The sequence below is a fragment of the Burkholderia mycopellens genome (genome assembly GCF_964265025.1).
In the GTDB taxonomy this organism is placed as follows: domain Bacteria; phylum Pseudomonadota; class Gammaproteobacteria; order Burkholderiales; family Burkholderiaceae; genus Burkholderia.
Genome location: NZ_OZ183803.1, coordinates 345,997 through 358,418, shown reverse-complemented (window position 1 = coordinate 358,418; position 12,422 = coordinate 345,997). Strand labels below are relative to the sequence as shown.

Genomic DNA, 12,422 nt, shown 5'->3' with positions numbered 1-12,422 from the left:
ACACATGAGGCGCGGCGCGTTGCGCTCGATCGCCGTTGCCGCCACATCGAAATGAAAACGGGCGCCCGAGGGCGCCCGCTTCGTCCGGCGGCAACGGCCGCGCGCGTCAGGTCACCGGCGCCGGATTGAACAGCGTCAGCGCATTCGCGAGCTTCCATTGCTCGGCCCACGTGCGGCGCTTGCCGCTCGCGACCTCGAGCATCAGCCGGAACAGTTCCCAGCCGGTCTCCTCGATCGTGGCCGCGCCGGTCGCGATCTGCCCCGCGTCGAGGTCCATCAGGTCGTGCCAGCGGCGCGCGAGGTCGCTGCGCGTCGCGACCTTGATCACCGGCACCTGCGCGAGGCCGTACGGCGTGCCGCGGCCAGTCGTGAAAATGTGCAGGTTCATCCCGGCCGCGAGCTGCAGCGTGCCGCAGATGAAGTCGCTCGCGGGCGTCGCCGCGTACAGCAGCCCCTTCTGCTTCGCGCGATCGCCGGGACGCACGACGCCGGAGATCGGCGCGCTGCCCGACTTCACGATCGAGCCCATCGCCTTCTCGACGATGTTCGACAGGCCGCCCTTCTTGTTGCCGGGCGTCGTGTTCGCGCTGCGGTCGACGCGACCGCGCTGCAGGTAGCGGTCGTACCAGTCCATCTCGCGGATGATCTCGCGCGCAACGTCCTCGTTCGCCGCGCGCGACGTAAGCTGCGCGACACCATCGCGCACTTCCGTCACCTCGGAGAACATGATGGTCGCGCCCGCGCGCACCAGCAGGTCGGCCGCGAAGCCGACGGCCGGGTTCGCGGTGAGCCCCGAGAACGCATCGCTGCCGCCGCACTGCACGCCCACGACGAGATCCGACGCAGGGCACGTCTCGCGGCGGCGGCGGTCGAGCCGCTCGAGATGCGATTCGGCCATCTTCATGATCGAGTCGATCATCGAGTTGAAGCCGACGTGCGCGGCGTCCTGCAGGCACACCACGCCGCCGTTGCCCGCCGCGCCGTCGGCCGCGACCGGAATCGTGCCGGGCGGCAGCAGCCGCTCGGGCTGCAACTTCTCGCAGCCGAGGCTCACGGTCATCACCTCGCCGCCGAAATTCGGATTCAGGCTGATGTTGCGCAGCGTGCGGATCGGGATGTCGGCGTCGGGCGCGTCGATCGCCACGCCGCAGCCGTACGTGTGCTCGAGCCCGACCACGTCGTCGACGTTCGGGTAGCGCGGCAGCAGCTCGGCCTTGATCCGCTTCACCGCGTGCTCGACCACGCCCGACACGCACTGCACGGTCGTCGTGATCGCGAGGATGTTGCGCGTGCCGACCGAGCCGTCGGCATTGCGAAAGCCCTCGAACGTATAGCCTTCGAGCGGCGGCAGCGGCGGTGCGGCGCGTGTCGCGAGCGGCAGGTCGTCGAGGCTCGGCGGCTCGGGCATGCGCATCGTGCGTTCGTTGACCCAGCTGCCGCGTCGCAGCTCGACCAGCGCGTAGCCGATCACCACGTTGTAGCGGACGATCGGGTCGCCGGCCGCGAGGTCGACCAGCGCAACCTTGTGCCCCTGCGGCACGCCTTCGCGCAGCGTCAGCCCGTCGGCGAAGGTCGCGCCCTCGGGCAAGCCGCCGTCGTTGACGACGATCGCGACGTTGTCGTCCGGATGCACGCGGATGTAGAGCGGGGAAGCAGTCATCGGAATTCCTGGGGACTATCGGCCATATTGTTAGTCATCATACGACATTCAACGCTGATCGGCGATGCTGCGTAAACCCTTATCCGGAAAGACCCTACTACTTACTTGCCAGCAAACCGCTTGCGTCACCTCTTTGCATGTTGTACGATGACATACAACGACATCGCCAATGTGGCCCGTATGCCGTTCCCGACGAACCCAGCACTCGCGCTAGACGGACGACCCAACCATGACCTCACCGCAAGAACTCAAACAGATCATCTCCCACGGCCTGCTGTCGTTTCCGCTGACGGATTTCGACGTCGACGGCAGCTTCCGCCCGTCCACCTATGCCGAGCGGCTGGAATGGCTCGCGCCGTACGGTGCGAGCGCACTGTTCGCGGCCGGCGGCACCGGTGAATTCTTCTCGCTCACGCAGCGCGAGTATTCGGACGTGATCCGTGTCGCGACGGAAACCTGCAAGGGCAAGGTGCCGATCCTCGCCGGCGCGGGCGGCGCGACGCGCGTCGCGATCGAATATGCGCAGGAGGCCGAGCGCCTCGGCGCAAGCGGCGTGCTGCTGATGCCGCATTACCTGACCGAAGCCAGCCAGGAAGGGATCGCCGACCACGTCGAGCAAGTGTGCCGCGCGCTGAAGATCGGCGTCGTGGTGTACAACCGCGCGAATTCGAAACTGAACGCCGACATGCTCGAGCGCCTCGCCGACCGTTGCCCGAACCTGATCGGCTTCAAGGACGGCGTGGGCGAAATCGAAAGCATGGTGACGATCCGCCGCCGCCTCGGCGACCGCTTCGCGTACCTCGGCGGCCTGCCGACGGCCGAAGTCTATGCCGCCGCATACAAGGCGCTCGGCGTGCCGGTGTATTCGTCGGCCGTGTTCAACTTCATCCCGAAGACGGCGATGGCATTCTACGAAGCGATCGCGAAGGACGACCACGCAACGGTCGGCCGCCTGATCGACGAGTTCTTCCTGCCGTACCTGAAGATCCGCAATCGCCGCGCGGGCTATGCGGTCAGCATCGTGAAGGCGGGCGCGAAGCTCGTCGGCCACGACGCGGGCCCCGTGCGTGCGCCGCTCGTCGACCTCACCGATGAAGAAGTCGCGCAGCTCGACGTGCTGATCAAGAAGATGGGCCCGCAGTAAGCGAGCATGGCCGGCGCGGCGCCTTCATCGGTGCCGCGGCCGGCTGCTTGTGCGGCGCGCGCCGGGTTGACCCTGTCGCACCGCTTGTATCGGCAACTGCGCACGCATCCACTCCGAAGCGTGCCGCCTCCGTCGGGACGCTCCGCCCGACGCCGCCCGCTTCGCGGGCCGGCCCTCCCCGTCACATCTGCGCGATGATCCCGACGATCCGGTAGCGCACGTTCCCCAGCTTGACCCGCGTCGCCTCGATCTGGTCCTGCGCGCCCGTACGCGCACGCGCCTTCGATTCGCCGTCGAGAATCTGCCCGAGCACGTCGCGGTCGACGACCGCATCGAAGAACCGGCCGACCGTGATCGTCGCCGACTGCTTCGCGGTCGCGAGCTGGCTGTTCGCCTGCGTCAGCGCTTCGGCGCGCAGGCCTTGGTCGCGTTCGTCGATGCTGCGCCGGTATTGGAGCGCGAACACCAGCGCTTCCATATCTTGCCGGAAACGTCGGACGGCCTGCCCGAACACGAGCGAATGCGCGTCGGCGCCCGTGACGAGCCGCCCCTGGTTGATCGTCACGTCGAATTCACTGCCGCCCAGGTCACGCTGGAATTCCAGCAGCGCATTCGCGAGCACGCGCCCTTCGCTGTACTGGCCGATCTGGGTGCGCACGGATTTCGCGACATCGCCGATCGCTTTCCACAATCCGGCCGCGAACAGGTGATCGCCACGCTTGTTGATGTTCATCGGAGGGTTCCCTCGTTGTCTTTTGTCGGTCTCTCAGGCTCGCCCGCGGACCGCGCGGTCCGGAGCTTCGCTACTGTAGGAGAAATTCCGGCGACGCGGAAGACGGCAAGATCGGCGGCACGAACGCTTGCCATGAAAAAAGGCGGAAGCGGCCCACCGGCCACTTCCGCCTTTTCGTTTGTCGCGACCGGCAAGCACCCAGGCTCACCGGTCGCAGTGGATCGCCCCTCAGTCGAGGCGCGCCATCACTCCGCCTTCCCGTCCCGCAGCCGCGGAATCGCGAGCGGATTGCGCTCCTGCAACCCTTCCGGCAGCAGATCGTCCGGGAAATCCTGGTAGCACACGGGCCGCAGGAACCGCTCGATCGCCGTCGCGCCCACCGACGTAACGGCCGGGTTCGACGTGGCCGGGAACGGCCCGCCGTGCACCATCGCGTCGCATACCTCGACACCCGTCGGGTAGCCGTTGACCAGCAGGCGGCCCGCGTTGCGTTCGAGGATCGGCAGCAGCCGGCGCGCGAGCGGCTTGTCGTCGGCGTCCATCTGCAGCGTGGCCGTCAGCTGGCCTTCGAGCGCTTCGAGCACGCGCGCGACTTCGTCGAGATCGCGGCAACGCACGATCAGCGACGACGGACCGAACACCTCGTGGCTGAACGCCGGCTCTGCCAGGAACGCCGGTGCGCCGACTTCGTACAGCGCGCCGCCGGCCTGGCAGTCGGTCTGCGCCGCCTCGCCCGCGCCGATCTCGCGCACGCCCGGCAGTTCGGCCAGCTTGCCGCGGCCGTTGCGATACGCATCGGCAATGCCGGGCGTGAGCATCACGCCGGCCGGCTTCTTCGCGAGCGCCTGCGCGGCGACCGTTTCGAAGCGGTCGAGATCGGGGCCGTCGATCGCGAGCACGAGGCCCGGGTTGGTACAGAACTGGCCGACGCCGAGCGTCAGCGAATCGACGAAGCCCGTCGCGATCGCGTCGCCGCGCGCGGCGAGCGCCGCCGGGAACAGCACGACGGGGTTGATGCTGCTCATTTCCGCGTAGACGGGAATCGGCTGCGGGCGGGCGTTCGCGAGTTGCACGAGCGCCATGCCGCCCTGCCGCGACCCCGTGAAACCGACCGCCTGGACCGCCGGATGGCTGACGAGCGCCGCGCCGGTCACGCGGCCGGGGCCGACCAGCAGCGAGAACACGCCCGCCGGCATCCCGGTTTTCGCGACGGCTGCGCGAATCGCGCGGCCGACCAGCTCGGACGTGCCGAGGTGCGCCTCGTGCGCCTTCACGATCACCGGGCAGCCGGCCGCGAGCGCCGACGCCGTATCGCCGCCGGCCACCGAGAACGCGAGCGGAAAATTGCTCGCACCGAACACGGCGACGGGCCCGAGCCCGACTTTCTGCAGCCGCAGGTCCGAACGCGGCAGCGGCGTGCGCGCCGGCTGCGCGGGATCGATCGACGCGGCGAGGAAACGCCCGTCGCGCACGACACGCGCGAACAGCCGGAGCTGGCCGACGGTGCGGCCGCGCTCGCCCTGCAACCGTGCGACGGGCAGGCCCGTTTCGGCGTGCGCGCGCTCGATCAGCGCATCGCCGAGCGCGACGATTTCATCGGCGATCGCTTCGAGAAACGCCGCGCGGGCCGCGAGCGGCTGCGCGCGGTACGTGTCGAACGCATCGCGCGCGAGTTCGCATGCGCGCTCGACGTCGGCCTGCGTCGCGACGCCGAACGTCGGCGCGTCGATCGGCGCGCCCTTCGTCGGGTCGAATGCGTGCAAGGTACCGGCCGAGCCGGCCACCGCGTCGGCGCCGATCAGCATCTCTCCAGTCAGTTGCATGGGGTGTGCTCCGTGGTTCGGGAATAGATGGCTCATTGTAGCTCAACAGATACGATGTCTGCGGACAACATCGCATCATTCTCGCCGCCTGCGAAGGCGTCGACGATACATTCGACCACCTTTCCCGGCCAGAAAATCACGACATTCCCACACTGTGACGCGATCCGCAAAGGGGAAAACCCGAAGTTTCTCAATCCGCGCATTAACAATAAACTTTCGGCTATGTCATACGACGACGTACGTTTAAAGTGACCAATCAGACCTCCCCTCGCGACCTTCCGCTCGACCTCGCGCGCACCGCGCGCCGGACCGCCGTGCGCTACTGGATCCTGGCGATGCTGTTCGTCGTCACGACGCTCAACTATGCGGACCGCGCGACGCTGTCGATCACCGGCACGCCGATCCGCAAGGCGTTCGGCATCGATCCGGTGACGATGGGCTACATTTTCTCGGCGTTCAGCTGGGCGTACGTGCTCGCGCAACTGCCGAGCGGCTGGCTGCTCGACCGCTTCGGCGCGCGGCGCGTGTATGCGGCCAGCATCTTCCTGTGGTCGGCGTTCACGCTGCTGCAGAGCACGATCGGCCTCGGCGGCAGCGCCGCGTTCGCGGTCGCCGCGCTGTTCGCGATGCGCTTCGCGGTCGGCATCGCCGAAGCGCCCGCGTTTCCGGCGAACGCGAAGGTCGTCGCGAGCTGGTTCCCGACCGCCGAGCGCGGCACGGCGTCGGCGGTGTTCAACTCGGCGCAGTATTTCGCGGCGGTCGTGTTCTCGCCGCTGATGGCGTGGCTCACGCATGCGTACGGCTGGCACCAGGTGTATCTGTGGCTCGGCCTCGCGGGCATCGCGCTCGCGTTCCTGTGGCTGCGGGTCGTGAAGGATCCTGCCGACCACCCGGGCGTGAACCGCGCGGAACTCGAGCACATCGAGCAAGGCGGCGGCCTGGTGCGCACCGCCGCGCGCAGCAGCAGCGGCGCGCGCGCCGAGGGCAGCCGCGTCGCCGGCTGGTACTACGTGCGCCAGCTGCTGTCGAACCGGATGCTGATCGGCGTGTACCTCGGCCAGTACTGCGTGAACGTGCTGACGTATTTCTTCCTCACGTGGTTTCCGATCTACCTCGTGCAGGCGCGCGGGATGTCGTTGCTGAAGGCCGGCTTCATGACGTCGCTGCCCGCGATCTGCGGATTCCTCGGCGGCGTGCTCGGCGGGATGTTGTCGGACGGGCTGATCCGCCGCGGCGTGTCGCTCACGCTCGCGCGCAAGATCCCGATCGTCGGCGGGATGGCGCTGTCGATGGTCATCATCGGCTGCAACTACGTCGACAGCGAAGTGCTGGTGATCGTGCTGATGGCCGTGTCGTTCTTCGGCAAGGGGATCGGCTCGCTCGGCTGGGCCGTCGTCGCGGATACCGCGCCGAAGGAAGCGATCGGCCTGTCGGGCAGCCTGTTCAACATGTTCGGCAACACGGCCGGCATCGTCGCGCCGATCGCGATCGGCTACCTCGTCGGCGCGAGCGGCTCGTTCAACGGCGCGCTCGTGTTCGTCGGGCTGAACGCGCTCGTCACCGTGTTCAGCTATCTCGTGATCGTGAAGGACATCAGGCGCGTCGAACTGCATCATCGCGACGCCTGACGTTCGGCTTCGATACAAAACAGCGGCGGCCGCGTGAAAACGGCCGCCGCTGTTGCATTCGACCTCAGGGATCCGCTGTCAGATCGACGAATGCGCGACGCGCAGCATGTCGTGCACGCCGGATGTCATCAGCGCGAGGAACGCGAGCAGGCCGACGTAGCAGAGCGCATAGGTCACCTTCGTCTCGATCGACGTCGCGTAGTACACGCGGTTCTCCGGTGCGTCGGGATCGTAGCGCCACGCACGCTTCAGCTGCGGCAGCGCGAGAATCGCCATCACGATCAGCAACGGGCTCGGACGATAGACGAACAGCGCGATCAGCACGGGCACGCCCGCGAGCCAGATGCGCGGCGACAGCACCGCGGTGATCCGCCCGCCGTCGAACGGCGACAGCGGAATCATGTTGAACAGGTTCAGGAAGAAGCCCGTGTACGACAGCGCGAGCAGCAGGTTGCTGTCGTAGTGGCGCGCGGCCGCGTAGCAGGCCAGCGCACCGAGCGTGCCGACGAACGGCCCGGCGAGCCCGACATACGCCTCGGTTTCCGCGTCGTGCGGCATCTCCTTCAACTGGATCCACGCGCCGACAAACGGGATGAAGGTCGGCAACCCGACGTCGAGCCCGCGCCGCTGCGCGGCGACGAAGTGGCCCGCCTCGTGCACCAGCAGCAGCGCGACGAAACCGGCCGCGAACCGCCAGCCGTAGAACAGCGCGTAGACCGCGATCGACGCCAGCATGGTGCCCGCCGACACGAGCACCTTGCCGAGCTTGAGGCCGCCGAAGATCAGCAGCAACAGCTTCGTCATTCCTTGCGCTCCGTGCCGGAGGCATCGGATGCGTCGGCGACAGCCGGCACCGCAGCCGGCTTCGGCTTGCGCCCGAAGAAGCGCTTCACCGCCGCGCCGCCGGCCAGCAGCGCGACCGCGCCGATCTTGAAGAACTTCACCGCGAACGCGCCGATCAGCGCGAGCAGGCCGAGCTTCTTCGCGCCGACGCCGACGATCAGCGCCGCGAGGCCGTACTCGGCGACGTGGTCGGTCGACTTGTTGAAATCGGCGTAGCGCTTGCCGTCGTTGAAGCTGATGTTCGACAGCAGTTCGTCGGCCGACGCCTTGTATTTCGGCAGATCGGCGAGCGTCGACGCCATCGTCAACGACAGGTAGCCGTCACGGCCGAGCACCAGCGTCCGGTAGTTCACGCCGTCGTTCCCGGCGTTCGGGGCCGCGCCTTTGTCGCGGATGATCGCGGACCACACGAGCCGGTGCGTGGCCGCATCGTAGGCGGGCGCCTTCGCCCAGCCGACCACCTCGGTTTCCGGCAGGCCGCGCTCCTTGCGCCCCGGGTTGTCTTCCTCGGTGCCGGCCTGCAGGCTCTTCAGCAGCTCGTCGGGCTTCCAGTCCTTCGCATCGTCGTCGCGGATATAGCCGCTCGGCTCGAACGACACGACCGAGATCCAGTCGGCGTCGGGATCGTCGGGCAGCACGAGGCCGACCAGCCTGGATTCGTCGATCGAGTTGCCCATCGAGCGCAGGTAGCGGCCGGCTTCGGCGGCCGGCACGAACGATTCGCCGGCTTTCAGCTTCAGCACGGCTTCGTGTTTCACATCGATGTCGGTCGGGCCCTTCACGACCGCGTCGTTGGCGGCCGCGGCGGCGGCCCGCATTTCCACCTGCGCGGCTTCGGTCTGCGCGTGGCTGGCGGTCGCGGCGAATGCAAGCGTCGCCACGCAGGCGAGCCGGACGGCGAGTTTTTTCATTATTGGATTCCCCTGGAATGCCTTGTCGTCAATATGCACGGCGTCGGCCCAGGCGTTTTCAATCGCGGGTCAGGCGTCGTCTCTCAGTTGGCACGGGGGCTATGGTAACGCAGCGCGGCGACACGCCCGGGGAACGGCGCGTTGCTTACGTCCCAGGTAATGCCCAAGGTGCGCGGGATTGCCTATCATCTGCTGCATGAACCCGACCGCCGCCCTCCATTCGCCCTCCCCGTCCGCCGGCCGCGCGCCCGGCATCGGCCCGCTGCTGCGCACCTGGCGGCAGCGCCGGCGCCTGAGCCAGATGGCGCTTGCGCTCGACGCGGAAGTCTCCGCGCGCCACCTGAGCTTCGTCGAATCGGGCCGCGCGCAGCCGAGCCGCGAAATGGTGCTGCATCTCGCGGAGCGTCTCGACGTGCCGCTGCGCGAACGCAATGCGCTGCTCGTCGCGGCCGGCTTCGCGCCGCTGTTTCGCGAACGGCCGTTTTCGGATCCGCAACTGGATGCCGCGCGCCATGCGGTCGAAGCCGTGCTGCGCGGCCACGAACCCTACCCGGCGCTCGCCGTCGACCGCCACTGGACGCTGCTCGCCGCGAACCGGATGCTCGGCGCGCTGGTCGCGCAGGCCGACCCCGCGCTGCTGCAGCCGCCCGTCAACGTGCTGCGCCTGAGCCTGCATCCGGACGGGCTCGCGTCGCAGATCGTCAACTGGCACGAATGGCGCGCGCACATCCTGCATCGCCTGCAGCGGCAGATCGATGCGAGCGGCGACCGCACGCTGCACACGCTGCGCGACGAACTCGCCGCGTATCCGGCGCCGGCCGGCCAGCCCGACGACACGCATGCGCGCACCGACTTCGCGGATATCGCCGTGCCGCTGCGGCTGCGCACGGCGGCCGGCGAACTGACGTTCTTCAGTACGACGACCGTGTTCGGCACGCCGGTCGACGTGACGCTGTCGGAACTCGCGATCGAGGCGTTCTTTCCGGCGAATCCGGAGACGGTGGACGCGATGCGGGCGCTGGCGGACGCGTTGCCGGCGCAATGACGGCCATCAGCGGCGCTCGAACGCCAGCTTGACACCGAGTGCCAGCAGAACCACACCGCTGATACGGTGCATGCGGGTCAGGATGCGCGGGTTACGGCGAATCGACGCCGACAGCAGGCCGGCGAACAGCGCGACCGGCCCCTTGACGAGAAACGTCAGGCCGGCGAACGTCGCGCCCAGCACGAACAGCGACAGCATCGGATGCGCGGCGCCCGCGGGGACGAACTGCGGCAGGAACGCCAGGTAGAAGAGCGCGACCTTCGGATTCGACATGTTGGACAGCGCGCCTTGCGCGAACGTGCGCCACCGCGATTCCGGCGCGCCGCGGCTGCTCGAGAGCGCGAGCTCGCCCGACGCACGCAGCAGCGTGATGCCGAGATACAGCAGGTACAGCGCACCGACCACCTTCAGCGTGGCGAACAACCATTCGGATGCCTGAAGAAGCGCGCCCAGCCCGAGCGTCGCGAGCATCGTGTGCACGAGCAGCCCGACGCTGACGCCCGCCGCCGTCACGAGGCCGGCGCGCGTGCCGCCGAACAGCGTGCGCGACATCACGAGCACCATGTCCTGGCCGGGCGTGACGATGATCAGAAGGGACGTGGCGATGAACGGCAGCCAGGATACGTGCAGCATGGGAGATCTCCTGAAGGGGGCGACCGGAACGGGAATCGCGCGCATCGCACAGGCCGGCCGGTCGTCAGATTATCGGCGCGTTGCGGTGGAGATTGGATGCGTATTTGGCTATTCGAAGTGCCGAATTTAGCGCTATTCTCTAGCATCCGCATTGATGGTAGTGAAAAATGCCAACCAGACTGGACGCAATCGACCGGCGCATTCTGCGCGCGCTGCAACAGAATTCGAACCAGACGAACGCCGAACTCGCGCAACAGGCCGGACTCTCGGCCACGCCTTGCCTGCGCCGCGTTCACCTGCTCGAAGAGCAGGGCGTGATCGACGCCTATGTCGCGCTGCTGAACCCCGCCGCCGTCGACCTGAGGTTCACGGCGTTCGTGCGTGTCACGCTGGAGCGCCAGGACAAGAAGACGGTCGAGCGCTTCGCACGCGAAATGGAGCAGGCGCCCGAAGTCCTCGAATGCCACCTGATGGCCGGCAGCTACGATTACCTGCTGCGCGTGATCGCGCGGGATCTCGACGACTATCAGCGTTTCCAGATGGAAACGCTCACCCAGATCGAAGGCGTACGCAACGTCGAAACCGAGATTCCGCTGAAGCGGATCAAGCAGACGGTGCGCCTGCCGATCTAGGCGTCCAGGAACGTGACAGCCTGCCCCGCCGGCTCCCCGCTCAACGCGCCGTCGCGCACGACGACCTGCCCGCGCACGACCGTATGCATGGGCCAGCCCGTGACCGCGCATCCGTCGTAAGGCGTCCAGCCGCTCACGCTGGCGATCCATTCGTCGCGGATGATGCGGCGCGCGCGCAAATCGACGATGCTGAAATCGGCGTCGTAACCCACCGCAATCCGCCCTTTCCCTTCGATGCCGAAAATGCGCGCCGGCCCGGCGCTGGTCAGGTCGACCAGCCGTTCGAGGCTCAGGCGGCCCGCATGCACATGATCGAGCATCAGCGGCAGCAGCGTCTGCACGCCGGTCATGCCGCTCGGCGACTGCGGATAGGGCCGGCGCTTTTCGTCGCGCGTATGCGGCGCGTGATCGCTGCCGATCACGTCGACCACGCCGTCGCGGACGGCCTGCCACAGTGCATCCTGATGATGCCGCTCGCGCACCGGCGGATTCATCTGCGCGAACGTGCCGAGCCGCTCGTAGCAATCGGGCGCGCACAGGCTCAGGTGATGCGGCGTGACCTCGACCGTCACGCGATGCCGGTGCCGCGCGAGGAACGCCATTTCCTCTGCGGTGGACACGTGCAGCACATGCAGCCGCCGGCCCGTCTCGGCAGCCAGCCCGACGATGCGCCGCGTCGCGGCCAGCGCGCTTTGCACGTCGCGCCAGTGCGGATGATCACGCACGTCGCCGCTAGCCTCCACGAGCGCCCGGCGCTCGCGCAGCCGCGCTTCGTCCTCCGCATGCACGGCCATGCGCCGCCGCCCGTTGCGCAGGATCCGGCGCAACACGGTTTCGTCGTCGGCCAGCAGATCGCCGAACGAACTGCCCATGAATACCTTCACGCCCGCGCAGCCCGGCAGCCGCTCAAGCACCGGCAGCCGCTCGGCGTTCGCGGCCGAGCCGCCGATGTAGAACGCGTAATCGCACCACGCACGGCCGCGCGCGAGATCCAGCTTCGCCTGCAGATCCTGCTCGCCCAGCGTCAGCGGATGCGTATTGGGCATCTCGAAGATCGTCGTGACACCGCCGAGCACGGCGCCGCGCGTACCGGCCTCGATGGTTTCCTTGTGCGTGAGGCCCGGTTCGCGGAAATGCACCTGGCTGTCGACGACGCCCGGCAGCACATGCAGCTCGCCGGCGTCGAGCCGCACGTCGGCGCTCCAGGTACCGTGCAACGCGCCCAGCGCGACGACGCGGCCATCCGCGCACGCGACGTCGATCCGCTCGGCGCCGTTGGGCGTCATCACCGTGCCGCCGTGCACGAGCAGGTCGGCGTGGCGACGCTTCGGCCCGTCGCTCCCTTCAGGTCGAATGCGTTCGTCCATGAT

11 protein-coding genes are annotated in these 12,422 nt (G+C 67.9%); 4 read left to right on the top strand and 7 right to left on the bottom strand.

Going from position 1 to position 12,422, the window contains the following annotated elements; translation table 11 throughout:
* Positions 1 to 106: 106 nt before the first annotated feature.
* On the bottom strand, positions 107 to 1,660 hold the full coding sequence (gene garD, locus ACPTTC_RS19955) for a galactarate dehydratase (protein WP_423393603.1): 1,554 nt from the start codon (positions 1,658 to 1,660) through the stop codon (positions 107 to 109).
* Between the two features lie 229 nt (positions 1,661 to 1,889).
* Here garD and kdgD point away from each other — a divergent pair, with 229 nt between their 5' ends.
* The gene (gene kdgD, locus ACPTTC_RS19950; RefSeq protein ID WP_175952518.1) at positions 1,890 to 2,804 is read left to right on the top strand and encodes a 5-dehydro-4-deoxyglucarate dehydratase; all 915 of its coding nucleotides are present in this window, start codon (positions 1,890 to 1,892) and stop codon (positions 2,802 to 2,804) included.
* Positions 2,805 to 2,985: 181 nt separating this feature from the next.
* Here kdgD and ACPTTC_RS19945 read toward each other — a convergent pair whose 3' ends face one another.
* Together ACPTTC_RS19945 and ACPTTC_RS19940 are read right to left on the bottom strand one after the other, a co-directional pair.
* Positions 2,986 to 3,537: a hypothetical protein gene (locus tag ACPTTC_RS19945; protein ID WP_175965011.1), complete on the bottom strand. Its 552-nt coding sequence runs from the start codon at positions 3,535 to 3,537 to the stop codon at positions 2,986 to 2,988.
* Between the two features lie 245 nt (positions 3,538 to 3,782).
* A complete protein-coding gene (locus tag ACPTTC_RS19940; protein ID WP_423393602.1) occupies positions 3,783 to 5,360 on the bottom strand; it encodes an aldehyde dehydrogenase (NADP(+)) in 1,578 nt (525 codons plus the stop codon).
* A 248-nt stretch (positions 5,361 to 5,608) separates the two neighbouring features.
* On the opposite strand from ACPTTC_RS19940, the gene ACPTTC_RS19935 reads away from it, so the two are divergent.
* The gene (locus ACPTTC_RS19935) at positions 5,609 to 6,988 is read left to right on the top strand and encodes an MFS transporter (RefSeq protein ID WP_423393601.1); all 1,380 of its coding nucleotides are present in this window, start codon (positions 5,609 to 5,611) and stop codon (positions 6,986 to 6,988) included.
* A 78-nt stretch (positions 6,989 to 7,066) separates the two neighbouring features.
* Here ACPTTC_RS19935 and ACPTTC_RS19930 read toward each other — a convergent pair whose 3' ends face one another.
* Complete coding sequence (locus ACPTTC_RS19930) at positions 7,067 to 7,792, bottom strand: site-2 protease family protein (RefSeq protein ID WP_423393600.1); 726 nt, start codon at positions 7,790 to 7,792, stop codon at positions 7,067 to 7,069.
* On the bottom strand, positions 7,789 to 8,742 hold the full coding sequence (locus ACPTTC_RS19925) for a DUF2167 domain-containing protein (RefSeq protein ID WP_423393599.1): 954 nt from the start codon (positions 8,740 to 8,742) through the stop codon (positions 7,789 to 7,791). The genes ACPTTC_RS19930 and ACPTTC_RS19925 overlap by 4 nt, the downstream gene beginning before the upstream one ends.
* 196 nt (positions 8,743 to 8,938) lie before the next feature.
* Here ACPTTC_RS19925 and ACPTTC_RS19920 point away from each other — a divergent pair, with 196 nt between their 5' ends.
* Positions 8,939 to 9,787 (top strand): helix-turn-helix domain-containing protein, encoded by an 849-nt coding sequence (locus ACPTTC_RS19920; protein ID WP_423393598.1) that lies wholly within the window; start codon positions 8,939 to 8,941, stop codon positions 9,785 to 9,787.
* A 6-nt stretch (positions 9,788 to 9,793) separates the two neighbouring features.
* Here ACPTTC_RS19920 and ACPTTC_RS19915 read toward each other — a convergent pair whose 3' ends face one another.
* Positions 9,794 to 10,420 carry a LysE family translocator gene (locus ACPTTC_RS19915; protein WP_423393597.1) on the bottom strand — a complete coding sequence of 209 codons (627 nt, stop codon included), beginning with the start codon at positions 10,418 to 10,420 and terminating at the stop codon, positions 9,794 to 9,796.
* Between the two features lie 167 nt (positions 10,421 to 10,587).
* Here ACPTTC_RS19915 and ACPTTC_RS19910 point away from each other — a divergent pair, with 167 nt between their 5' ends.
* Entirely contained in the window at positions 10,588 to 11,052 is a 465-nt protein-coding gene (locus tag ACPTTC_RS19910; protein WP_175965018.1) for an Lrp/AsnC family transcriptional regulator, read from the top strand.
* On the opposite strand, the gene ACPTTC_RS19905 is transcribed toward ACPTTC_RS19910, so the two are convergent.
* Positions 11,049 to 12,419, bottom strand: a complete 1,371-nt coding sequence (locus tag ACPTTC_RS19905) for a dihydroorotase (RefSeq protein WP_423393596.1) — start codon at positions 12,417 to 12,419, stop codon at positions 11,049 to 11,051. The genes ACPTTC_RS19910 and ACPTTC_RS19905 overlap by 4 nt on opposite strands.
* Positions 12,420 to 12,422: the final 3 nt, after the last annotated feature.

Bases quoted from the DNA above. Each gene is read 5' to 3' on its own strand.
- ACPTTC_RS19930 (WP_423393600.1), bottom strand. From the start codon at position 7,792: ATGACGAAGCTGTTGCTGCTGATCTTCGGCGGCCTCAAGCTCGGCAAG.
- ACPTTC_RS19905 (WP_423393596.1), bottom strand. From the start codon at position 12,419: ATGGACGAACGCATTCGACCTGAAGGGAGCGACGGGCCGAAGCGTCGC.
- ACPTTC_RS19925 (WP_423393599.1), bottom strand. From the start codon at position 8,742: ATGAAAAAACTCGCCGTCCGGCTCGCCTGCGTGGCGACGCTTGCATTC.
- ACPTTC_RS19920 (WP_423393598.1), top strand. From the start codon at position 8,939: ATGAACCCGACCGCCGCCCTCCATTCGCCCTCCCCGTCCGCCGGCCGC.
- ACPTTC_RS19915 (WP_423393597.1), bottom strand. From the start codon at position 10,420: ATGCTGCACGTATCCTGGCTGCCGTTCATCGCCACGTCCCTTCTGATC.
- ACPTTC_RS19910 (WP_175965018.1), top strand. From the start codon at position 10,588: ATGCCAACCAGACTGGACGCAATCGACCGGCGCATTCTGCGCGCGCTG.
- ACPTTC_RS19940 (WP_423393602.1), bottom strand. From the start codon at position 5,360: ATGCAACTGACTGGAGAGATGCTGATCGGCGCCGACGCGGTGGCCGGC.
- garD (WP_423393603.1), bottom strand. From the start codon at position 1,660: ATGACTGCTTCCCCGCTCTACATCCGCGTGCATCCGGACGACAACGTC.
- kdgD (WP_175952518.1), top strand. From the start codon at position 1,890: ATGACCTCACCGCAAGAACTCAAACAGATCATCTCCCACGGCCTGCTG.
- ACPTTC_RS19945 (WP_175965011.1), bottom strand. From the start codon at position 3,537: ATGAACATCAACAAGCGTGGCGATCACCTGTTCGCGGCCGGATTGTGG.